This is a genomic window from Oryzomonas sagensis, from assembly GCF_008802355.1.
GTDB lineage: Bacteria > Desulfobacterota > Desulfuromonadia > Geobacterales > Pseudopelobacteraceae > Oryzomonas > Oryzomonas sagensis.
The window spans coordinates 26,144-46,633 of the sequence record NZ_VZRA01000005.1; the positions used below are offsets into that span (position 1 = coordinate 26,144).

The following is a 20,490-nucleotide window of genomic DNA, read 5'->3' on the forward strand; positions in this document are numbered from 1 at the left end:
ACATTTCATCACCTAGCATAAATGGAGGAACACCATGAAGAGAATCGTCGCGAAGCTGCCCATCCTGCTGCTGTTGACGCTTTTGTCCGGCTGCGGCTACAACACCATGCAGGCCAACGAGGAAGCGGTCGTGGCCGCCTGGGGCAACGTGGAATCGTCCTATCAACGCCGGGCCGACCTGATCCCCAACCTGGTGGAAGTGGTCAAGGGATACGCCAAACATGAAGCCGATACGCTCAAGGCGGTCACCGAGGCCCGTGCCAAGGTCGGCTCCATGCAGGTCAGCAAGGATGTCCTCAACAATCCCGAGAGCCTGAACAAGTTTCAAAAGGCCCAGGGCGAACTCTCCGGCGCCCTCTCCCGCCTGATGGTCGTGGTGGAGAAATACCCGGACCTGAAGGCGAACCAGAACTTCATGGACCTGCAGAAGCAACTCGAAGGGACCGAGAATCGCATCAACGTGGCCCGTGAGCGCTACAACACGAGCGTGCAGGTCTTCAACACCAGCATCCGCACCTTTCCCAATTCGCTTACCAACTCGCTGTTGCTGCACTTGAACCGCAAAGAGGCGTTCAAGGCGGAAGAAGGGGCAAAAACGGCGCCAAAGATCAAGTTTTAGTCCAAACCGTGTCCCGTGCGGCCAGTTCGCCGGAATAAACGCACCGCACGGGACAGGGGTGGCAACGGGGGCATTACCATGAGGTTACGCAACATCTTCATACTGGCGCTTCTGGTTCTTCTGCCGCTCCCGTTGCCGGCCCTCGATGTCCCGCAGCTCAACGGACGGGTCAACGATTATGCCCGGATGCTGTCGCCCGAAACCGTGCGGCAACTGGATCAAAAACTGGCCGCCTTCGAGCGTGACTCATCCACCCAGATAGCCGTGCTGACCGTCCCCACGCTCCAGGGGGACGACCTGGAACAATTTTCCATCCATGTGGCCGAACAGTGGAAGCTCGGCCAGAAGGGCAAGGACAACGGTGTGCTGCTGATCCTGGCCCAGGCCGAGCGCAAGGTGCGCATCGAGGTCGGCATGGGGCTCCAGGGGGTGCTGCCGGACATAACCGCCAGCCATATCATCCGTGACGTCATGCGCCCCTATCTCAAAGCCGACAACTTCGACCAGGGCGTCACCGCCGGCATCGACGCCATCATCTCCGCGACCAGGGGGGAGTTCACGGCTTCCCCCCAGGATGCGGGCAAACGTGCCCATAAGAAGAGTTCTGCTTCGTTCCCCGTACTTCTGCTGCTGATCGCTGTCGTGGCCGTCCTGCTCGGCGCGTTTTCCCGCTACCTGAGCGGCCTGGCCGGGGCGGTCGGCCTGCCGTTGGCGGCCTTCCTGGCCTTTCCCGGCCTGGGCGTGACGATGCTGTTGATCCTGGCCGGCGTCGGCCTCGTGGTGGGATTTCTGCTCAGCCTGCTGTTCTCCGGCATGTTCGGTGGAGGCGGGGGCGGCGGCTTCTACGGAGGCGGTTGGGGAGGCGGCGGTTTCTATGGCGGGGGGGGAGGCTCATCCGGCGGCGACGACGGTTTTTCCGGCGGGGGCGGCGGCTTCGATGGCGGCGGGTCGTCGGATGACTACTGATTCATCCTCGAAAAGTAGTTCACCACAAAGACACAAAGGGTGATTTCATTGAGTCATATGACAATTTCGTAATTGGCTGGACTCGCGTAGTGAGCGAACGGTTTTCCGCCACTCCCCCTGTGCATCCTTTGTGCTCTTTGTGGTGAATAACTGCCGTCTTTTGGTTCATTTCATCAGTATCTTCAAAGCCTGCTTGAGCAACTCTTCCACCGTGCCCCCACCTGTGGCGTCAAGTCCCCCCAGGGCCTTGCGCACCTGCGGTTCCTTGTACCCCAGATTGAGCAGCGCCGAGACGACATCGTCCATGACATCCTCCGCCGGTATCTCCCGTGCCTCGAAGGCCGGGGCTGAAGCCAGATCCAGCTTGCCGGCTTTGTCCTTCAATTCCAGGGCCAGGCGCTCGGCGGTCTTCTTGCCGATGCCCGGAATTGCGGAGAGTTTGTGGACATCCCCCTGGACGAGGGCCTGGGCAAGCGGGCCGGGCTGGATGTTGGAGAGGATGTCGCGGGCCATCTTGGGGCCGACGCCCGAGACCGAGATCAGCAGTTGGAAAAAGGATTTTTCCAGGCGGGTGCGAAAGCCGTAGAGTTGAATGGCGTCCTCACGCACGCTGGTATGGATGTGGAGCGAGGCGGTCCCCCCCTCCTCGGGCAGTTCGTAGTAGGTGGAAAAGGGGATCAACACCCGATAGCCGACGCCGTGTACGTCGAGGATGATGTGATCCGGCGATTTATAGGCGATAACCCCGGTCAGCAGCGCGATCATAGCTTCATGTCCCTCCAGGAGGTGGGTTTCCGTGACGCCGGCTTGGCACTCCCGGTCATCTGTTTCAAGGCGGAGGAATTGATATGGCAGACCGCAACCGCCAAGGCATCGGAGGCGTCGGCCTGGGCGATCTCGGGCAGGCCCAGGAGCGCTTTGAGCATCTTCTGCACCTGGCTTTTTTCTGCCCGGCCCTGCCCCACCACCGCCTGCTTGACCTGGAGCGCCGTATATTCGGCCACCGGCAGGCCGGCATGCACCGCCGCCACGATGGCCGCGCCCCGCGCCTGGCCCAACTTGAGGGCGCTCTGCGCGTTGGTCGCAAAGAAGATGTTTTCCACCGCCACCCCATCGGGCCGGTACTGGGCGATGACGGAGCAAAGGCCGTCGAAGATCCGTTTCAGGCGTCCGGGAAAATCAGCGGCGCTGTCGGTGAAGATAGCGCCGTTGTCAACGTGAACGAGACGATTTCCCTGTTGTTCCACGATACCGTAACCGGTGATGCGCGAACCGGGATCGATGCCCAATACCCTCATGGCTGCACCGCCTGATACCGATACCGATGCCCAATCGTGGTATCAGGCATTCAGCAGTCCGGCGATCCACACGGCGTAGAAGACGGCCAGGACGCCCCCCCACACCATGGCGGGCCGTTTTTCGAAGCGTCCCCGTTCGGGAAACGATGTAAAAAGAAAGGTCAAAGACGCCGTCAGCCAGCCGGCAAACCCGACTATGGTAACAATACCCCACGCTTCACCCATTATGTCACTATCCTTTCCCGACCAAACGCCGGAAGAGCGTCCCCAAACGAAGCTTCCAGACCATGGTGACCGCCTCCCGGACGATCTTGCCGGACATCTTTGAGGTGCCGGCATGCCGGTCGATGAAGATGATCGGCACTTCGACGATCCTGAAGCCTTTTTCCATGCAGCGGTAGTTCATCTCTATCTGAAACGAGTAGCCGTCCGATTTGACGCTATCCAGATCAAATGCCTCGATCACGGAGCGGCGAAAACATTTGAACCCGCTCGTGCAGTCCTTGACCCGAAGGCCGGTCACAAAACGGGTATAGACACTGGCGAAGAAACTGAGCATCAGACGGCGAATGGGCCAGTTGACGACGCTGACGCCGTTGAGATAGCGTGACCCGACGACCAGATCGGCGTTCCGGATGGCTTCGAGGAAGAGCGGCAGCACCGTTGGGGAATGGGAAAAATCGGCATCCATCTCGATCAGGTAATCTGCCCCCATGGCAAGGGCCGCCTTGAAGCCGGTCCGGTAGGCAGACCCCAGGCCAAGTTTGCCGGAACGGTGGATCACGCTGATCCGCCCGTTTCCGGCGGCCAGCTCGTCGGCAAGCGTTCCGGTGCCGTCGGGCGAGTTGTCATCCACAAACAATATCTGCAGATCGGGGTGCTGGGCGAGGACCTCTCCGGCAAGCCGGACGATATTGTCCCGCTCGTTGTAGGTGGGAATGACGACGATAGCTTTCAAGTTCCGAGTTCTCCAGGTCGCGTGGGATGGGTATCGCCAGCATCTTTCACAGCTGACGAATGTACGGCATGACCTGCGCAAAAGTCAAGGCGGATAACCCCGGCCATCTGCCGCAAAGCTCCAGGCGCGGGGGCATGATCAGAGAGGCAACCAAGCAATGACAAAATGCCCCCCGCTTACCTGCCTTTTTCTGGGTTTTCGCGGCAAAAACAGGTCACGCGAATATGCCAGCAAGTTCCGTACCGCACCGAGGCAAGCGTTCCCTGCTGGCCTGTTATCGAGGACTTGGAACTCTTCGCGCCTGACGACCGTGGTCTTGCATACCGGGCAGTCCGTGTTTTCGCGGCCTCCGGCCAGATTTCCCACAGAGAGAAACCGCAGACCGGCCCGGCGGCCGACAGCGCCCGAACCGTTCAGGGAGAGCGGCGGGCGGAAGCGGTAATCAGCCGGACCTGGCGTTCATGGAACCAATAGTAGTAGGCCCAGTTCATCAGCACCAGCAAACGATTGCGGAATCCGATCAGGTAGTAGAGATGCAGCAGCAGCCAGACCAGCCACGCCGGATAGCCCGAAAAACTCACGCCGTGGGTCGTGGCCACCGCGGCGTTTCTGCCGATGGTGGCCATGGTCCCCTTGTCCCGATAGCGGAATGGGGGCAATTTCGCCCCCTGCTCCCTGGCACGGATGGCGCGGGCGACGTACTGCCCCTGCTGGCTGGCCACCGGCGCCAACATGGGAAGGGGGGCGCCGTCCTGTTCCCGGCAGGCCATGTCGCCGATGGTAAAAACCTCCGGGTGCCCTTCAATGCTCAGGTCGGGGGCCACGACGATCCTGCCCGCCCCAGCCTGGGCCAGACCGAGTTTTCCCGCCAGTTCGACGGCCGCCACGCCTGCCGACCAGAACAGGGTATGGGTCGGGATGACCTCCCCACCGTTGAGATAAACATGCTCCCCATCCGCGCCGCTCACCCGGGTCTCCAGCATGACCTCGACCCCCATGGAGCGCAGCCTCTCCAGGGCATATCCCTGCAATCGCCGGGGCATGACAGACAAGAGGGACGATGACGCTTCCATCAGGATAATACGGGTTTCCTCCGGCCGCACCTCGGGATAGTCCCGGGAGAGCACATGGACGGCCAGTTCGCGCAGGGCTCCGGCGAATTCAACGCCGGTCGGCCCGCCCCCAACGATGACAAAGGTCAAGAGCGCCTTCCGGCGCTCCCGGTCGGGCTCGCGGGAGGCGCGTTCAAAGGCCAGCAGCACATGGTTGCGCAGATTCTCGGCCTGATCGAGACGCTTGAGATCGAAGGCGTGCCGCTCGATATCGGCCTGGCCGAAAAAGTTGGTACGGCTGCCGGCCGCCAGAATCAGGTAGTCGTAGGGGATTTCCCCGTCTTCGAGCATGAGCCTTTTGCCGTTGAAATCGACGCCGGTAACCTCCCCGAGCCTGAAATGCGCGCCCCGCCAGCGCCGGGCCAAAGCCCGGATCGGGTAGGCAATCGACTCCTGTTCCAACCCGGCCGTGGCCACCTGGTACAGCAATGGCTGAAAAAGATGGTAGTTGTGGCGATCGACCATCACGACCTCCAGCCCGCTTCCCGCAAGGCTTTTAGCCGCGCTCAAACCGCCGAACCCCATTCCTGCTATCACTACTCGCTTCATAGTGCTCCCGCCCCCGCTTAAGTAGACTCTGTATCGGGCTCTTTCCAAAGAGCGGCCATAGTTTTATTGCAGACATGTCCAAAATTTGTCATCATTATATTTATTCTTTATGATCTCAAAAACTTATAAGGCAAAGAATTCAGGTCGCAGTTCGGTGCCGTCGGAGGACTACACATGACAGTTGACAAACTCGCGGTGCTTGAGCGGCTAAATAACGATCAGGAACTGTTTGCCGAAATCTGCACCATCTTCAAGCAAGATGGGCCGAAACTCCTACGCAAGCTGCGGGATGCCGTTGATGCCGGCCAGCTAATTGTGGCAATCCGTCACGCCCACTCCCTCAAATCCTCATCGGCCACCATCGGGGCATATGAGCTCAGCGAACTCGCCCGCCAGGCGGAGTTGGCGGGAAACCAGGGCGACGTCAGTATTATCAGCGCTCTTCTCCCCGTGATCGATGCCAAGCTGCATGAGGTGATTGCCGAACTGTCCTGACCTGCCGCCGAAACCGGCCCCCACACCCCACCCTTACTATTTTTGTAACACGTGCTGTTTTTTTTGCAAAGAGTTGGTATGCTGTGCTTCATCTCTCTATGATCATGGAGTGCCCCCATGGGCCGTACCTATATCGTCCCGCCTGTTTTGGCACCATCGCCCGCCAGGGACCGGGCGGTCTACGCCGTCAGTCTTATTATGCTGCTGCTCATAGGTTGGCTTGACTATGCCACCGGCTACGAGTTCGGTTTTTTCATCTTTTACTTCATCCCGGTTTCGGTTTCGGCCTGGTTGGGCGGCAAACGTCCCGGCCTCTTCATGGCAGGCGCCTCGGCTATATGCTGGTATTTCTCGGACAAGTATACCAACCATCCTTACTCCCGCGCCTACTTCATCTACTGGGAGATGTTCATGCGCCTGATCTCATTTCTTACCACGGCGCTCACCATCGCCAAGATCAGACAGATGCTGCTCAACGAAATGCAGCTCAATCAGAGATTGGAAGAAGCGCTCCACGAACTGGGCAAACTGAGGGAAAGCGTCCAGGGAAATGAGCCCTCTCCCCCGGCGGGGCACGGAGGAACGCCCGAAGGCATTAAAGGGGATTGACAGGGGTTACGGTTACGGCTCGGCAATATAACGGTTTTTCCCGCTTTTCTTGGCCTGGCGCAGGGCATGGTCGGCCCGACTGATGCACTCGAACAGCGCCTGACCGGGCTTGTACTCGCTGAGTCCTATGCTGATGGTGGTCCGGATGCCCGGCTTGTTGGCCTTGAATTCCGTCATGGCAATCGACTCGTGGATTTTCTGGGCCACCGCCAGAGCCCCCTCAATCGTCGTCTCGGGAAGAAGGATAAGAAACTCCTCGCCCCCCCAACGGGCACAGACATCCTCTTGGCGAACACAGCTCATGAAAACGCGCGATATTTCCACCAGAATATCGTCCCCGGCATTATAGCCGTAAGTGTCGTTGATCTTCGTGAAGTTGTCGATGTCGGCCAGAATGATGGAAAAAATGCGATTGTGACGCTGGGCGCGGCTATATTCCTGTTCAACCTTTTCCTTGATGTGGCGGCGGTTCGCCAGACCGGTCATGGGGTCTACCCTGGTTGCCAGGTCCAGGGAGCGGTTAAGCTCCACAAGCTGGGTACCGAGAAGCTCATTCTCGTAGGCCAAGCCCTCTGCGTGGTGGGCAAGCTTTTTATAGCTCTCCAGCAGCAGCTTGAACTTGGGGTACAGGGGGTTGCCCTCGGCGATAATATTCTCGAACTGACCGATGTCGTCAGGCACTGCCGCTCCGGATATCTTTCTGTCCAAGGCCATGGTCCGCCCTCCACATGGTGCCGCGAAGATCACCGCCGGGGAAATTGCCGGCATATGGCTGTAATGTGTTACATTATCCGATTATATCTGTTTTGTCACGCTTCATCGCAGGTAGCCCCAATCATCCGGCCGGCATGCCGGAAGCCTTGCGTCGGGCGATGAAATAACGTAAGAATTGACCTTCACGGGAAACTCGTAATGAGCGGCAGACAGAGTGGGCGATTCAGACGGTCTGCGTTCCGCCCTGTGGAGTGGTATCAGACAATGGAGGGCCGCATGAAAATTGCATTATATACATTAACAATCGTCTTGATCGTATTTTCAAATATTTCAGCCAACGCCCTGGAAGAGTATGCGCAGCAGACCGGCAAGGAATGCGGTTACTGCCACCTGAGCCAGACCGGCGGCGGTGAACTGACCGCGGCAGGCAAGCGGTTTGAGCTGCACCACTCCTTGGCCGACGTCACGCCGAAGGCCGCCGAAGCGCCCCCCCGGGAGCGCAGCACCGGTGATGCCCTCTCCCGCGTCGTCCGGCTGGTGAGCGGTTATCTCCATCTGCTGGTGGGCATATTCTGGTTCGGCACGATCCTCTATGTGCATCTGGTGCTCAAACCGGCCTACGCCTCGCAGGGGTTGCCCCGGGGCGAGGTGCGGGTCGGGCTGGCCTCCATGGCTGCCATGGCCCTGACCGGCGCCATCCTGGCCCACTACCGGATCACCTCCGCCGAGATGCTCTTTCACACCCGTTTCGGTATCCTGTTGATGATCAAGATCGGCCTGTTCGCCATTATGGTGATCTCCGCCCTGGTGGTGGTATTCGTGATCGGCCCCCGCTTGCGGGCACGGAGGGAAGAAGCGGCCATCCCGGCCCCATCGGGCACATCCGTTTTCACGCCGGAAGAATTGGCCTTTTACGACGGGTCCCTTGGGCGACCGGCCTACTTCGCCCACAACGGCACCGTGTACGACGCCAGCGCCAGCGTCCTCTGGAAAGGGGGCAAACACGCCGGGCGCCACCCTGCCGGCCAGGACCTGACCATGTTTCTCGGTCAAGCTCCCCACGGCGAGGACCGGCTACTGGCCTTGCCCCGCGTCGGGACCATCGCCCAAACCCCGGGCACGCCGACGCGGCCGCTCCATGAGCGGGTATTCTTCTTCATGGCATACATGAACCTGGTCATGGTGTTTGCAATCACCCTGATCGTTGCCCTTTGGCGCTGGTGGTGAGACGACCATGACGGAATCCGGCAACATGTTCAGCCAGATCCCCCCCGATCTGCCCGCGGAACTGTTCGAAACCCTGGCCCACAGGGGGACCGTACGCATCGAGCGCATCCTGTCCCACGGCCAAGCCACGCCGGAGGGGGAATGGTACGACCAGGACCGGGACGAATGGGTGCTGCTGCTGGCGGGTAGCGCCGGGCTCCTTTTCGACGGGGAACCGGAGTTGCGTCGCCTGACCGCGGGCGATTATCTCATGATCCCGGCCCGAAGGCGCCACCGTGTGGCCTGGACCGCTCCGAACGAAACGACGATCTGGCTGGCGGTGCATATTGGCGGATAACGGCACCAGATACGCCGCCCCCATCGCGGCCCGTTCCCACTGGGTTTTCGACCTGGACGGCACCCTGACCGTGGCGGTGCATGATTTCGCCGCCATCCGGCAGGAGTTGTCCATACCCGATGGTTGCGACATCCTCGGCCACCTGGCCTCCCTGCCGGAGCACCGGGCGCATCCGCTGCATGTCCGTTTGCAGGAGATCGAACTGGAGCTGGCCCGCATCACGGAGGCCGCCCCGGGGGCGCAGGAGTTGCTGGACCGTCTCTACAGCGCCGGCGCTTCCCTGGGGGTGCTGACCCGCAATACCCGCGATAACGCCCTGCGCACCCTGGGGATGATCGGCCTCGGCGGGTATTTTGCCGCGGACGATGTGCTGGGGCGGGACGAAGCCCTCCCCAAACCGGACCCGGACGGCATTCACCGCCTGATGGCGCTCTGGGGCGCGGAGGCGGCAACCACCGTCATGGTGGGGGACTATCTCTACGATCTGCAGGCCGGGCGTCTCGCCGGAGCGCTGACCGTGCATGTGGACACCACCCGTTGCTTCCGCTGGCCGGAACTGGCCGACATATGCGTCGGAACCCTGGAAGAGTTGGCTCTGCGGCTCGACCGGTAAGGCTCCGCCGCCACACTATTTCAATTTTGCTTTGGGAGGATTTTTCAGATAATGCGCCGGACTCTCTCCAAAAAAACGATCCTGCGGGAATCCCTGAATACGGTCCTGATTGTGTTGGGTATCTTTTCTGCCGGCCTGGGGCTGAAAGGTTTTCTGCTCTCCAGCCACTTCATCGATGGCGGCGTGACCGGCATCTCGATGCTGCTCTCCCACGTATTGGGCATCCCCCTGGCGCTCCTGATCCTGCTCATCAACCTTCCCTTTATTGCCCTCGCCTACCGCCAGATAGGCCTCATGTTCGCCATCAAGAGCACCCTGACCATCGCCGGCCTCTCCCTCTGTCTGACCTTCGTCCACTACCCGGACGTCACACCGGACAAGCTCCTGACAGCGGTTTTCGGGGGATTTTTCATCGGTGCCGGGATCGGGCTGGCCATCCGGGGCGGAGCGGTCCTGGACGGCACCGACATCGTGGCGCTCTTGATCAGCAAAAACAGTAATCTGCTGAAGGTCGGCGATGTCATCCTGCTCATGAATCTCTTGATCTTCGCCGCCGCGGCCTTCTTCCTCGGCATCGAATCGGCTCTGTACTCGATCCTCACCTACCTGGCGGCGTCAAAGACGGTTGACTTCCTGATCCACGGCATCGAGGAATACACGGCGGTGATCATCGTCTCGGAGAAGAGCGACGAGATCCGGGAGTCGATCGTGCGGGTCCTGAACCGGGGCGTAACCGTGTATAAAGGCCGGGGAGGAAAAACCGGCAAGGATATGCACATCCTCTACTGCGTCGTCACCCGCCTGGAGATCGGCAATGTCAAGAATGCCGCGACGGAAATCGATGAATCGTCCTTCATCCTGGTCCACCCGCTGGCGGATGTTGTCGGCGGCATCATCAAAAAACCGGCCTTGCATTAGGCGCAATAACTGAATGGCGGCCGCAACCGCGCACCTCAAGAACACTGAATGAAAGCGAATCCTGTGAAACCTCATATCCACGTAGCCTGCGCCATTATCGAACATGATGGGAGGACCCTGGCCGCCCAACGCAGCGAAACCATGAAGATGCCCCTCAAATGGGAATTCCCCGGCGGGAAACTGGAGTCGGGCGAAACGCCCGAGGCCTGCCTTGTCCGGGAGGTGCGGGAGGAGTTGGCCATCGGCATCAACGTCGGCCGGGCGCTCCCGGTCGCCACCCATGCCTATGAAGCCTTCACGGTCACGCTCTATCCCTTTGTCTGCACCCCCGGAGACGGCACCTTGACCCTGATCGAACACCGAGCCGTGGCCTGGCTGAAACCGGAGCAGATGCTCGTCCTGGATTGGGCCGAGGCCGATCTGCCGATCATCGCCGGCTATCTGGCAACCCGGTCCCTCGGGGCTGGAGAGGGGGCGCATCCGTGACCTCCCCGCCCAAGCCCGCCATGGGACAGGTCTATTTCATCCTGATCCTGACCACCTTCTTCTGGGGGGGCAGCTTCCTCTTCACCAAGATCGGCCTGAGAGAGATCCCGCCCCAGCTCTTCGTCCTGATGCGTTTCAGCCTGGCAGCCATGATCATGCTGTTCGTCTCCGGCCGGCGGCTCAAAAATTTCAACCGGCAGATCCTGTGGCGCGGCGCCGCGGTCGGTGTCACCCTGGGGCTGACCAACATCAGCTTTGTCTTCGGCGTCCAGGGGACCAGCATCTCCCGGGCCGGAATCCTCAACAACCTGTTTGTTCTATTCATTCCGTTCATAGTAAAGATCGCCTGGGGCGAGAGAATCGGCCGTATCAACCTGGCCGGCATCATCCTGGCTTCAGGCGGCATCTGGCTCTTGGCCACCGGCGGCAGCGAGGGGTTCAACCGGGGCGACCTGCTCTCCACCTTCTGCGCCCTCATGATCGCCTGCCAGGTCGTGGCCGTTTCCAAACTGCTGAGGGACGACGATGTTTACCTGGTCTCGCTGGTGCAGTTTGCCACGGCATCCCTGATGGCGGGATGCATCACCCTGCTGCTCCCGTTGCCGCATGTGACGCTGCACCGCTCCGCCCTCCTGTCGGTGGCCTACTGCGCCCTGTTCCCCACCGTATTCTGTTTCACCCTCCAGAACGCCTACCAGCGTTACGTCACCGCAACCCGGGCCGGGCTCATCTACACCCTCGACCCGGTCTGGAGCCTGGTCGCCGGCTTCTTTGTCCTGGGTGAACGCCTCTCCGCCCGCGAATGGCTCGGCTGTGGGATCATCTTCATCGCTGTTGTCATTCCCCTGGGGGTACGCTACTTTATGGAGCGGAGGTTGGTGAAAAGGTATGTGGAGGCAGAGGGCGGGGTCCCCGGAGTGACATGATACAGCGCCGGGCCCCCTTATGAGGTGTTGAACAGCCATGGTCAACGGCAACCATCGTCTTCCATTCCGCTATTGCGAGCCGGCCTGCTTCGGCGGCCTGCTGGATGATCCGCTCATCTTCCTGCGCATCCGGCCCCTGGGACGTGCTCTGCTCTTCGACTGCGGGCAGATCGCCCATTTGGCCAAGCGGGTCGTCAAACCCATCGCGGCGGTCTTCATCACCCACGCCCACATGGATCACATCATGGGACTTCCCACCCTGGTGCGCCACCACCACGCATCCCCCCGCCCTCTGGACGTCTTCGGTCCACCCGGCATCGCCGAACGGGTCCAACATCTATTGGGGGGATACGACTGGAATCTGGCCGAACCGACCTGGTTTACCCTGCGACTCCACGAGGTCCATGCCGACCGTATCATCCACTACCGTTTTCCCGGACCCGACCGGTTCATAGGCACCTGTGAGGGCGAAGAACCCCGCATCGGCCGGGAGATCTGGGCATGCCGCTACCTATCCGTCGAGGCCGAGATACTGGATCACAAGCTGCCGGTGCTCGCTTTCCGGGCCAACGAACAACCCCACTTCACCATTGACCCCACCAAGCTGGAGGCCCACGGGCTGGTAGCCGGCGAGTGGCTGCGGGACCTGAAGACCAGGGTGTGGAAAGGTTACGGGCAGCATGAGGTGCTGGTCACCCGGCGGGACGGAGAAGGATCGAGGGAAGAGCCGGCCGGCGATCCAACAGCCCTGTACGAGGCCATCCGCGCCCAGGAGACGACCGCCTCCCTGGGCTATGTCACAGACGTCGGCTGGACCAGGGAAAACGTGGCCGTCATGGAGCGTTTCATGGGAGGCTTGACGCTACTCTGTGCCGAGTGCACCTTTCTGGAGGCGGATGTGCACAAGGCCCGGGCTTCCTACCATCTCACCACCGGCGACCTGAACCGTCTGGCGGGACGCCTGGTGCCACGTTACCTGCTCCCCCTGCACCTCTCCAAGAGCTACCTGCGCCGCACCGTGGATCTGTACCACGAACTGCAACCACCCCAGGGAACCGAGATCCTACGACTCCCCAAGCACATCGTTCCCGCGCCGGTCGGCGTTGCCGACGTGGCTGCCTGGCTGCGGCCCGGTGGAGGGAACGGGAGAGAAACCGGATGACGCCGCGGCAACCGATAGGAGTGCGGGCACGTGAGCAACAACGGCCGAACCAGCAGTCAAGACCAGGGTAATCCATGCCGGACGAGCCAAGATAAGGCGTGGAGGAAACGGTAATGCGTCTGAATCCGTCGGCACACTCGATACGAAAGGAAGGTTGGAAGGCTTAGCGGGGCTTCGCCCGTGGGGTTGCATCTTTGGTCTGGGCATCCTTGCCGCTGCCGTTCCGGGCGTCGGCCTCTGCCGCCTTTGCCATGGCTTCACGCGAAATGGTCACTGAATCGCTCTTTGCCTTTTGCGTGTTCTTCTGGGCGATGGTGCCGACGACCGCCGCCGTAGCGCTGTTGTTCGCCTGGGCCAGTGGATTGAGGTTCGTCGGGGTTCCCACAATGACAGCGGGTGAAAGTTGAGCCAGTGGCATTGATAGCCTCCATGTGATCGATATAGTAACATTATCGGCAACGTAGGAACTATTTCAAGCGTTGCCTTCCGGTGGCGGCCGAGGCCGGTCCCCTTTCTCCTGCTCTTTTCTATGCAAGAGGAGACGTTTGGGTGGGCTCGGGATCGATTGCCATTAATCCTGATACCCATCTTACGATCTGTCAATTTTTTAATATGACAAATAACGTGCAAGGCTTCCCGGCGCCAGTCGCCATCTAGGGCTTGAGTTTTGACCAAAATTAGGATAAGGTACGCACTCATTTTTGGAGAAGTGGCCGAGTGGTCGAAGGCGCTTGACTCGAAATCAAGTGTGGGGGTGACTCCACCTAGGGTTCGAATCCCTACTTCTCCGCCATAAAAACAAAGGGTTACAGCAATCGTGCTGCAACCCTTTCTTTTTAAAACTTGGTCTTTTGGTAGCAATTTAGTAGCAAAAATTGTTTTTTAGATCAGCCTGTAACAAAATACCCCTCTCAAAAATCACTCGAGACATAATGTTTTTGACCCGCGCTATCATTCCAACGAACGTGCAAACTCAATTCCCCTTCGTATCCCCATAAACACGTAACGAGAAAAGAATTAACACCCGGCTGATGAACATAATGGATAGGGTCGGATATCCATGTAATATCCGTATTGCCGTAAAAAGCTCGTAGCGCTTGTTGGATAAAGGCGCGCCCGGCAGGGGGCTCTTCAATAAAAATGTTAGTTTTTGGGGGGAGGACGGGAATTATTTTCTTTATTGCCACCAGAAACCGGGCGGTTTGTTCGTTTCCGTTTTGCCACTCCACTCCTCGAGCCTGAACCAGCCCGTAGTTCAGCGGGATGAACAATGAGAAAAAAATGACCACTCCGCACAGGAATACCGTTCGGGAGAATTTCTCCCGCAGGCGCACCATGACCGCCCCCAGGACAAGGGACGAGCCGATGGAGGTGATATACATGTACCGGCTGATTGAATTGGCAATATATATCGGTTCAAGATGGCCAAGGCTCGTAAAGCTCTGCGGCAGGAACGCCAAAAATATCCAGCCATAGCCGAAATAGAGGAGCTTTCTGTTTTTCACCCAGAAAAAGCTGGCGACAATCCCGATAATGGTCGCAGGGATCGCCGGGTTGTCAGGTTTCAGGAACCCCTCGGGGCGTAGAAAAAATACGCTCCATGGGGTTAGAAGGGAATGAAGCGGCCTTATTTTGAAAAATTGAATATGTTCGGCGCTGGTGTTGAGCAGAACGTTAAAGACCAGATGATTGGTTAAGGCATACGCGACGATTACGGCCGCATACGGCACAGTCCTCATGATGGTCTCTTTAACGGACCGCAACCCGTCAAAGAAGGTCAATTCCAGCAAGAGAATGATAAATGGCATCGAGGCGGCGTCTTCCTTGCTGAACATGGCCACGAGATATGAAGCGATCGAAAGGAGGAGATGCTTCCGGGAACCCTCCTGGCGGTAAACGACATAAAGGTACAACGTGATCAGGTAAAAAAAGACATTTATCAGCGTATTGCTCGCCGCCTTCCAGAAGAGCGCATCACAGCCGACGGAGTTCAGGACGAAGATCCCCCCGCAGATGGCGGCAAGAATCTTGTCCCCTGTCAGCCGCATGAGAAAAATACAGAGCAGGACGGAATCGACGGCGTGCATGACTACGCCGAACAGATTGTACCCGAAGGGATCGAGGCCCGACAGAGCATAGAGCGGCCACCAGACGGTGTTGGATACTACCCGTATGGTGCCGTAGCCCAACAAAACCGCCAGCGGCCCGTGGAACATATTCTCCAGGTATTTGAAATCATCATCCACAAAAAAATTATTCAGGAATTTGTAGTAGTACAAAAAAGAAGCGGCCACAGCCGCCAAAGCAAAAACGCCAACATATTTCCAATCGATTTTCACTTGCGGGGTTCTCCTTGTAATGTGCCCATGCGCTCAATGGCATATTTATTTCGCAACTCGTTGATCCGTATTCTGATCACGTCGAAGAGCATGCTGACGGAATCACGAATCAGCCGGATCTTTCCGCCTTTGACGTCCCGCCAATTTATCGGTATCTCGGAAATGTACAACCCGTTTCGCTTTGCGATACAAAGGATCTCGACATCAAATCCGAAGCCGTCCAACTGCTGAAGGGAGAAAATCCGGGCAGCCGCTCCGGCCGTAAAAAGCTTAAAGCCGCACTGGGTATCACGGATACCCCTTACGGCCATTGTTCGTACGATAGTGTTGAATACCGCGCCAATTAACTTACGATGCATCCGTGCTTTCACCGAACACGCATCGCTCAGCAACGCGCGGGAGCCTATCGCCACATCCGCCCCGGCCTCGATGGACCGTTCAAGCCGTTCGAGCTCTTCAATCGGCGTGGCGCCGTCGGCATCGGCAAACAGGCGCAACCTGCCGACGGCCTGCCGCATCCCCGTCTTTACCGCAAATCCCTTCCCACGGTTGCGGGGAAGCCGGATAAGCTTCACGTTTGCATTCAACGCCATGAAGCGTTTGACGACCGCCGCGGTGGCGTCGGTGCTGCCGTCATCCACCACCAGGATTTCATAGATGCGCTTTTTTTGTTCGAGGTACTGCAGGATGCTGTCAAGATAGTATGGGAGCCGGTTTTCTTCATTATAAGCGGGGATTATAATCGAGATCATTCCGTAAGCTCCAGGCGGCAAAGGAGGAAATGCTTTAATGAGTATGCAAGATATTGTCCAAAAGCATCTCATTTCCCGTGCCGGTTGAACTTCTCGATCACGGCCTGATTTGCCTCATCTTTACCAAGCGTAACGGTTCAATTCACACCAGCAGACTCTAGTCGGCAAAACTATGCCGGATGTGATAGGGCGCGCAACCTGATCATCAAGACGATAGCGGTTATGGCTCGCTTATATTTTGTCTGATGCCTGGTATCCTCTTCAGTAGCAATATGCGGGAAATGCTTCCCGTGCCAAACTACCGTTTTCTTAACACCCGTGAATCTCCCAAACGGATGGTAACCTTTTCACTATCGAAGTATTCAAGCAGAGGGATCAGATACTTGCGTGACAGGCCGGTTATATTGCGGTATTCAGGGGGGGTTATTCCTCCTTTATCTTGGAGATAGGATACCAATTTGTCTCGTAAGCCACTCAAGACCGCCCCTGCGTAGAACAAATCATGAGAGACCCGCACCGCATCGCCGTTGCGAGTCAACATGGCCATGGTATCGCGAACGCACTTCTCATCACAGCGGAGGCGCTCCATGATCTCCTTGACCGTAGGGGCTTCGATTCCCCTCTCCTGAAGAAACAATATAATGGCATCGCCCAGGTTGGCAGTAGAGCGTGTCGGACGCGAGATCTGCCCTGTCAGCTTCACAATATCCCGGTCGGGCAGCAGCTTGCCTTCATGCTCCAACGCAAGCAGAAGCGGGGTATAGAAGCGCTGGTCACTCCTTTGCGGTAGGCGTGTTTTGAGTTCTTCCTTTCCTATCCCGTTTTTCAGCGGATTGGCCGTCACATAGGTGGCGACTTCGTCCAACAGCACCTTTTTGAGCGTTGCAAAGGCCTCCCGGCCCAGCAGGATTCGCGGCTCTCGCGCCATTTGAACGATATCGCCGGAGGACAGCAGCGCCGCGAGTGCTGCTTCAGCCGGTTTCCGGGGGATACCGGAGCGCAACAGGAGATCTTCGAACGAGATTCCGGATAATAGGCTTTGCCCAACGATCAGCGAGATGATGCACCGGTCTTCCCGGCCATCCAGGGAGGCGAGCAGTTGTATGGCTTCCTCGTTCCGCCGCCGGCGTCGTGGCGGGAAGGGGTCGAGCACCACGCCTCCTCCCACGGTAGTGGCAGGTGAGGCGGTGCGCAGGATATAGCTGTCCCCTGAAATCAGCAGCACCGGCTCATTAAGGCGCAATTGCACATAGGCGCTGTCTCCGGGCCGGAGGGCGTCACGGTCCAGCAGGATTACCTGGGCCTGCACATCGTATGTGGCCGAATGGAGACGTACGCCGGCACGGTGTTTCAACTCACGGGTCGCCGTGTGCAGATAATCGAGGCGGGCGTCCACAACTCGAGTTGGCTGGAACACGCCACGTGGCGTGACCACGTCTCCGCGGCGCACCTCATCCAGATCCACACCTTGCAGGTTGACCGCCAGGCGCTGGCCTGCCGCCCCTTTATCGACCTTGCACCCATGGGCCTGTATGCTGCGGACTCGCCCTTCTCTGCCCGTGGGAAGCAATGCCAACTCGTTTCCTACGGCAATCTCCCCTGACAGCAGTGTCCCGGTCACCACGGTGCCGAAACCGGCCACGGTAAAGACCCGGTCCACAGGCAGCCGGAAATGGCCTTCACGCCGTTTCTCGGAAGCAACGTCCGCCAGCAGCGCCAACTTTTTCTTCAACACGTCGAGGCCTGCGCCGGTGCGCGCCGATACCGGTACGATCGGGGTGTTTTCCAAGAAGCTGCCGGCCACGAACTCCCGCGTTTCTTCGGTGACAAGTTCCAGCCATTCTTTGTCCACCATGTCGCTTTTGGTCAGGGCTACCAAGCCGCTTTTGACTCCCAGAAGTCGCAGGATATCCAGGTGCTCTCGCGTCTGTGGCATGATCCCTTCGTCAGCGGCAATCACCAGCATGACCACGTCCATACCGCCAACGCCAGCCACCATGGCCCGTACGAATTTTTCATGCCCCGGCACGTCGACTATCCCGAACGTAATGTCTCGGGAAAGCTCCAAGTGGGCAAATCCCAGTTCAATGGTGATGCCGCGAGCCTTTTCCTCCTTGAGGCGGTCGGTGTCAATACCGGTCAGTGCCCGTACCAGCGAGGTCTTGCCGTGGTCAATATGGCCTGCCGTGCCGAGTATAAGGTGTTTCATTGCGACATCCCCCAAGAAAAAAACGGAATACATGCAAGACGGATTTATCCAATAATTACGAACAACTATCGAAACGGTCGCATGGCCGCCGGCCTGGCACCAGCGCGGTGCACCAACGTTTTCCCGACCAAAGCATCATGATGCTTTGGTCCGTTGACGATATACGGCGCATGATTCGAAATCATCCCCGCAATAGGTTATTATGTTGGCAATATTTCTGCTGGACATCGCGTAACAGTAACATTCTGGGAAAGGGTTTCTCACGAAACTGCACACATTTTGATACGTTGGAGTGCAGCCGTTTTTTGGAGGGTGTGCGTTTTCCATGTCCGGAGGGGCGTCATCTTTTACGAGGCGAGGAAATCTTCGAAATCATGGTCATACGTCTCAATATGCTTAAGCCAGAGTTGGCGAACCTGTCCCAATTCTTCCGTTGTTACCTGCTGCCCCGCCCTGATACGGTGACGCAGTTCGGCAGTTTTGAGACAGACGAACTGGTGATTGAGACCGTGCTGAATGGCCTGAGGGAAGCCCACAATCCCCATAGAGATATTTTCACTGCCGACATGTTCCAACACGGTATCCAGCAGGTGATCGAAGTCTGCCCCCAAGTCTTTATCGGGCTGCAGCAGGAGCTGCCCAAACATGGCGTCCAATTGGTCTATGATGCTCCGGTAACGACTGTCGCAGCAGAGTTCCCTTTCGGCTAGCCGCTTGGTAGCGACCAGCATGCAGGGAAAGGGTGGATCGCATTGCCTATAAGTGTCCATTTCCATAATTCGCTCTCTTCGCATTTTACCGGCCCGCTGGACAACAGGCCCTCCGTTTATTACGCATGTTCCAACATCACGCGGAGCCGGCCTGGCATGACATGATCAGACGGCGGGGCGCAGTCGGAGTGCCCGCAGACGAAAGCACCTTCGGCCAACGCCTTCAGAAAGCCCACCAGGATATGCAAATCGTGAGCAGCCATGTGGGCAGGTCTACGGTGCATTTATGCTGATATCTGTAGTAATCATCCATAAGAATTGAGCGCAGGTGCAAGAGCCGAGCTGAAACCGCTTTATGTATTTTATGTCGCAAACCTCTGTCACCGAGATCGCCCTCAATATGTCGTGAGGCGGTAACTGTAAATTTGGCGGAAGCACATGGGAATCGAACCCACCAAGGAAATTTCTCATCTCCCTCACCGGTTTTGAAGACCGGGCCACCCACCAGCGATGGTTGTGCTTCCGTTGTAAGGTTGCCATGCCGCTCCACGTCCCCCCAGGCTAACCTGAATTGTCCGACGAGCTCTCCTAGTTCATCCGCCACATTCGCCAGCTTATCGACGCCCCTGGCAGGTCCATGGGCCGATTGCGCTGCCGTTTGCATGATCTATGTGCGGCCATCTATAATTTCAATTTTCAACATGATCTGAGTCGCCCCGATATCTCAGCGGCTCCGCATTTGACCAAAGGCGCCAATTTTTCATCGATAATATGCTTGGTAAAGCGAGAAACCGGCCCTGATATATTCAGTGTCCCAACGATACTGCCGATTGAGTCGCGAAGAGGCGCGCTGATACACATAACCCCCACATATAATTCTTCATTATCAATAGCAAATCCCTGCTCAGCCACCTCCTGCAAGTGTCGCAACAGATGATCCCGGTCCGTAATGGTATTTGATGTATAACGCTGCAATTTGCCAACGGGGAGATGCCGTAACAACTCTTTCTTTTTCATGAATGCCAGATGTGCCTTGCCCCCGGCCGTACAGTAGGTTGGAAGACAAGCTCCCAGCCGTGGGACAACACGAACCGGCTGGCTTGACTCAACCGCGTCGAGGCAGATACTGAAGGAATCTCTGAGAACCGCTATGTAGGTTGTTTCGTTATGCTGATGAACTTGCGACTCCAATACCGGCCTTGCATGGCGCAACAGGCCCATATGCCTGATAGCGGATTGTCCTAATCTTAAGGCCTGCAGCCCCAAGCGGCAGCGGCCTGTCGTCATATCTTTCTCTATATAGTTGCGTTTTTCCAGGGTGGTCAGCAAGCGAAGCACCTTATCCTCGGAGAGGTGCATAGAGTCAACCAAATGGTTGAAGCTAAGCTCCCCCCCCCCACTCTGGAACTGCTCCAGGAGATCGAGAGCGTTGGTGACAGACTGTATGCAATAACGCTGTTTATCCAGGTTCATTTATTCGCTCCGCAAATA

The 20,490-nt window shown here is 58.0% G+C and carries 23 protein-coding genes and 2 tRNA genes; 12 read left to right on the top strand and 13 right to left on the bottom strand.

All coding sequences use genetic code 11. The features are described from left to right. The first annotated feature begins 34 nt into the window (after nucleotides 1–34). Both F6V30_RS15050 and F6V30_RS15055 read left to right on the top strand, forming a co-directional pair. On the top strand, nucleotides 35–619 hold the full coding sequence (locus F6V30_RS15050; RefSeq protein WP_151157778.1) for a LemA family protein: 585 nt from the start codon (nucleotides 35–37) through the stop codon (nucleotides 617–619). A 78-nt stretch (nucleotides 620–697) separates the two neighbouring features. Next, nucleotides 698–1,585: a TPM domain-containing protein gene (locus F6V30_RS15055; RefSeq protein WP_151157779.1), complete on the top strand. Its 888-nt coding sequence runs from the start codon at nucleotides 698–700 to the stop codon at nucleotides 1,583–1,585. A 165-nt stretch (nucleotides 1,586–1,750) separates the two neighbouring features. On the opposite strand, the gene ruvA is transcribed toward F6V30_RS15055, so the two are convergent. From ruvA to F6V30_RS15080, 5 genes are all read right to left on the bottom strand, one after another. Further along, nucleotides 1,751–2,350 carry a Holliday junction branch migration protein RuvA gene (gene ruvA, locus F6V30_RS15060; RefSeq protein WP_151157781.1) on the bottom strand — a complete coding sequence of 200 codons (600 nt, stop codon included), beginning with the start codon at nucleotides 2,348–2,350 and terminating at the stop codon, nucleotides 1,751–1,753. Next, nucleotides 2,347–2,883, bottom strand: coding sequence for a crossover junction endodeoxyribonuclease RuvC (gene ruvC / locus F6V30_RS15065; RefSeq protein WP_151157782.1), 537 nt, complete (start codon nucleotides 2,881–2,883; stop codon nucleotides 2,347–2,349). Before ruvC ends, ruvA begins: the two co-directional genes overlap by 4 nt. Before the next feature lie 42 nt (nucleotides 2,884–2,925). Further along, nucleotides 2,926–3,108, bottom strand: coding sequence for a hypothetical protein (locus tag F6V30_RS15070; RefSeq protein ID WP_151157783.1), 183 nt, complete (start codon nucleotides 3,106–3,108; stop codon nucleotides 2,926–2,928). Nucleotides 3,109–3,115: 7 nt separating this feature from the next. Then, nucleotides 3,116–3,841 (bottom strand): polyprenol monophosphomannose synthase, encoded by a 726-nt coding sequence (locus F6V30_RS15075; protein WP_151157785.1) that lies wholly within the window; start codon nucleotides 3,839–3,841, stop codon nucleotides 3,116–3,118. A 413-nt stretch (nucleotides 3,842–4,254) separates the two neighbouring features. Beyond that, nucleotides 4,255–5,502, bottom strand: coding sequence for an NAD(P)/FAD-dependent oxidoreductase (locus tag F6V30_RS15080; protein WP_151157787.1), 1,248 nt, complete (start codon nucleotides 5,500–5,502; stop codon nucleotides 4,255–4,257). Between the two features lie 174 nt (nucleotides 5,503–5,676). On the opposite strand from F6V30_RS15080, the gene F6V30_RS15085 reads away from it, so the two are divergent. Beyond that, nucleotides 5,677–5,997, top strand: coding sequence for an Hpt domain-containing protein (locus F6V30_RS15085; protein WP_151157788.1), 321 nt, complete (start codon nucleotides 5,677–5,679; stop codon nucleotides 5,995–5,997). A gap of 117 nt (nucleotides 5,998–6,114) precedes the next feature. Next, on the top strand, nucleotides 6,115–6,606 hold the full coding sequence (locus F6V30_RS15090; protein ID WP_151157790.1) for a DUF4118 domain-containing protein: 492 nt from the start codon (nucleotides 6,115–6,117) through the stop codon (nucleotides 6,604–6,606). Nucleotides 6,607–6,618: 12 nt separating this feature from the next. Here F6V30_RS15090 and F6V30_RS15095 read toward each other — a convergent pair whose 3' ends face one another. Then, nucleotides 6,619–7,320: a GGDEF domain-containing protein gene (locus F6V30_RS15095; protein WP_191965728.1), complete on the bottom strand. Its 702-nt coding sequence runs from the start codon at nucleotides 7,318–7,320 to the stop codon at nucleotides 6,619–6,621. A gap of 276 nt (nucleotides 7,321–7,596) precedes the next feature. Between F6V30_RS15095 and F6V30_RS15100 the strand changes: the two genes are divergently transcribed. Genes F6V30_RS15100 through F6V30_RS15130 form a run of 7 tightly spaced genes read left to right on the top strand, consistent with a single transcriptional unit; the run spans nucleotide 7,597 to nucleotide 12,989 of the window. Beyond that, a complete protein-coding gene (locus F6V30_RS15100) occupies nucleotides 7,597–8,547 on the top strand; it encodes a CopD family protein (RefSeq protein WP_151157793.1) in 951 nt (316 codons plus the stop codon). Between the two features lie 7 nt (nucleotides 8,548–8,554). Next, nucleotides 8,555–8,884: a cupin domain-containing protein gene (locus tag F6V30_RS15105; RefSeq protein WP_151157794.1), complete on the top strand. Its 330-nt coding sequence runs from the start codon at nucleotides 8,555–8,557 to the stop codon at nucleotides 8,882–8,884. Beyond that, entirely contained in the window at nucleotides 8,874–9,497 is a 624-nt protein-coding gene (locus tag F6V30_RS15110; protein WP_151157796.1) for an HAD family hydrolase, read from the top strand. Before F6V30_RS15105 ends, F6V30_RS15110 begins: the two co-directional genes overlap by 11 nt. Before the next feature lie 51 nt (nucleotides 9,498–9,548). After that, a complete protein-coding gene (locus F6V30_RS15115; RefSeq protein WP_151157797.1) occupies nucleotides 9,549–10,415 on the top strand; it encodes a YitT family protein in 867 nt (288 codons plus the stop codon). Between the two features lie 48 nt (nucleotides 10,416–10,463). After that, on the top strand, nucleotides 10,464–10,901 hold the full coding sequence (locus F6V30_RS15120; RefSeq protein ID WP_151157799.1) for a (deoxy)nucleoside triphosphate pyrophosphohydrolase: 438 nt from the start codon (nucleotides 10,464–10,466) through the stop codon (nucleotides 10,899–10,901). Further along, nucleotides 10,898–11,827 carry a DMT family transporter gene (locus tag F6V30_RS15125; RefSeq protein ID WP_338042779.1) on the top strand — a complete coding sequence of 310 codons (930 nt, stop codon included), beginning with the start codon at nucleotides 10,898–10,900 and terminating at the stop codon, nucleotides 11,825–11,827. The genes F6V30_RS15120 and F6V30_RS15125 overlap by 4 nt, the downstream gene beginning before the upstream one ends. Nucleotides 11,828–11,864: 37 nt before the next feature. Beyond that, a complete protein-coding gene (locus F6V30_RS15130) occupies nucleotides 11,865–12,989 on the top strand; it encodes an MBL fold metallo-hydrolase (protein ID WP_151157800.1) in 1,125 nt (374 codons plus the stop codon). 163 nt (nucleotides 12,990–13,152) lie between these two features. On the opposite strand, the gene F6V30_RS15135 is transcribed toward F6V30_RS15130, so the two are convergent. Next, nucleotides 13,153–13,407, bottom strand: a complete 255-nt coding sequence (locus F6V30_RS15135; protein ID WP_151157802.1) for a hypothetical protein — start codon at nucleotides 13,405–13,407, stop codon at nucleotides 13,153–13,155. Nucleotides 13,408–13,692: 285 nt separating this feature from the next. Here F6V30_RS15135 and F6V30_RS15140 point away from each other — a divergent pair. Next, nucleotides 13,693–13,782: transfer RNA gene (locus tag F6V30_RS15140), tRNA-Ser, on the top strand. 118 nt (nucleotides 13,783–13,900) lie between these two features. Here the strand turns inward: F6V30_RS15140 and F6V30_RS15145 are convergent. The 6 genes from F6V30_RS15145 to F6V30_RS15170 form a co-directional block, all read right to left on the bottom strand. Further along, complete coding sequence (locus tag F6V30_RS15145) at nucleotides 13,901–15,328, bottom strand: hypothetical protein (RefSeq protein WP_151157804.1); 1,428 nt, start codon at nucleotides 15,326–15,328, stop codon at nucleotides 13,901–13,903. Beyond that, nucleotides 15,325–16,080, bottom strand: coding sequence for a dolichyl-phosphate beta-glucosyltransferase (locus tag F6V30_RS15150; protein ID WP_151157805.1), 756 nt, complete (start codon nucleotides 16,078–16,080; stop codon nucleotides 15,325–15,327). Before F6V30_RS15150 ends, F6V30_RS15145 begins: the two co-directional genes overlap by 4 nt. A 298-nt stretch (nucleotides 16,081–16,378) precedes the next feature. Beyond that, entirely contained in the window at nucleotides 16,379–18,289 is a 1,911-nt protein-coding gene (selB, locus tag F6V30_RS15155; RefSeq protein WP_151157807.1) for a selenocysteine-specific translation elongation factor, read from the bottom strand. A 347-nt stretch (nucleotides 18,290–18,636) separates the two neighbouring features. After that, nucleotides 18,637–19,065: a hemerythrin domain-containing protein gene (locus F6V30_RS15160; RefSeq protein ID WP_151157809.1), complete on the bottom strand. Its 429-nt coding sequence runs from the start codon at nucleotides 19,063–19,065 to the stop codon at nucleotides 18,637–18,639. Between the two features lie 360 nt (nucleotides 19,066–19,425). Further along, nucleotides 19,426–19,523, bottom strand: a tRNA-Sec gene (locus F6V30_RS15165). A gap of 172 nt (nucleotides 19,524–19,695) precedes the next feature. After that, a complete protein-coding gene (locus tag F6V30_RS15170) occupies nucleotides 19,696–20,472 on the bottom strand; it encodes an IclR family transcriptional regulator (RefSeq protein WP_151157811.1) in 777 nt (258 codons plus the stop codon). Between the last annotated feature and the right edge of the window lie 18 nt (nucleotides 20,473–20,490).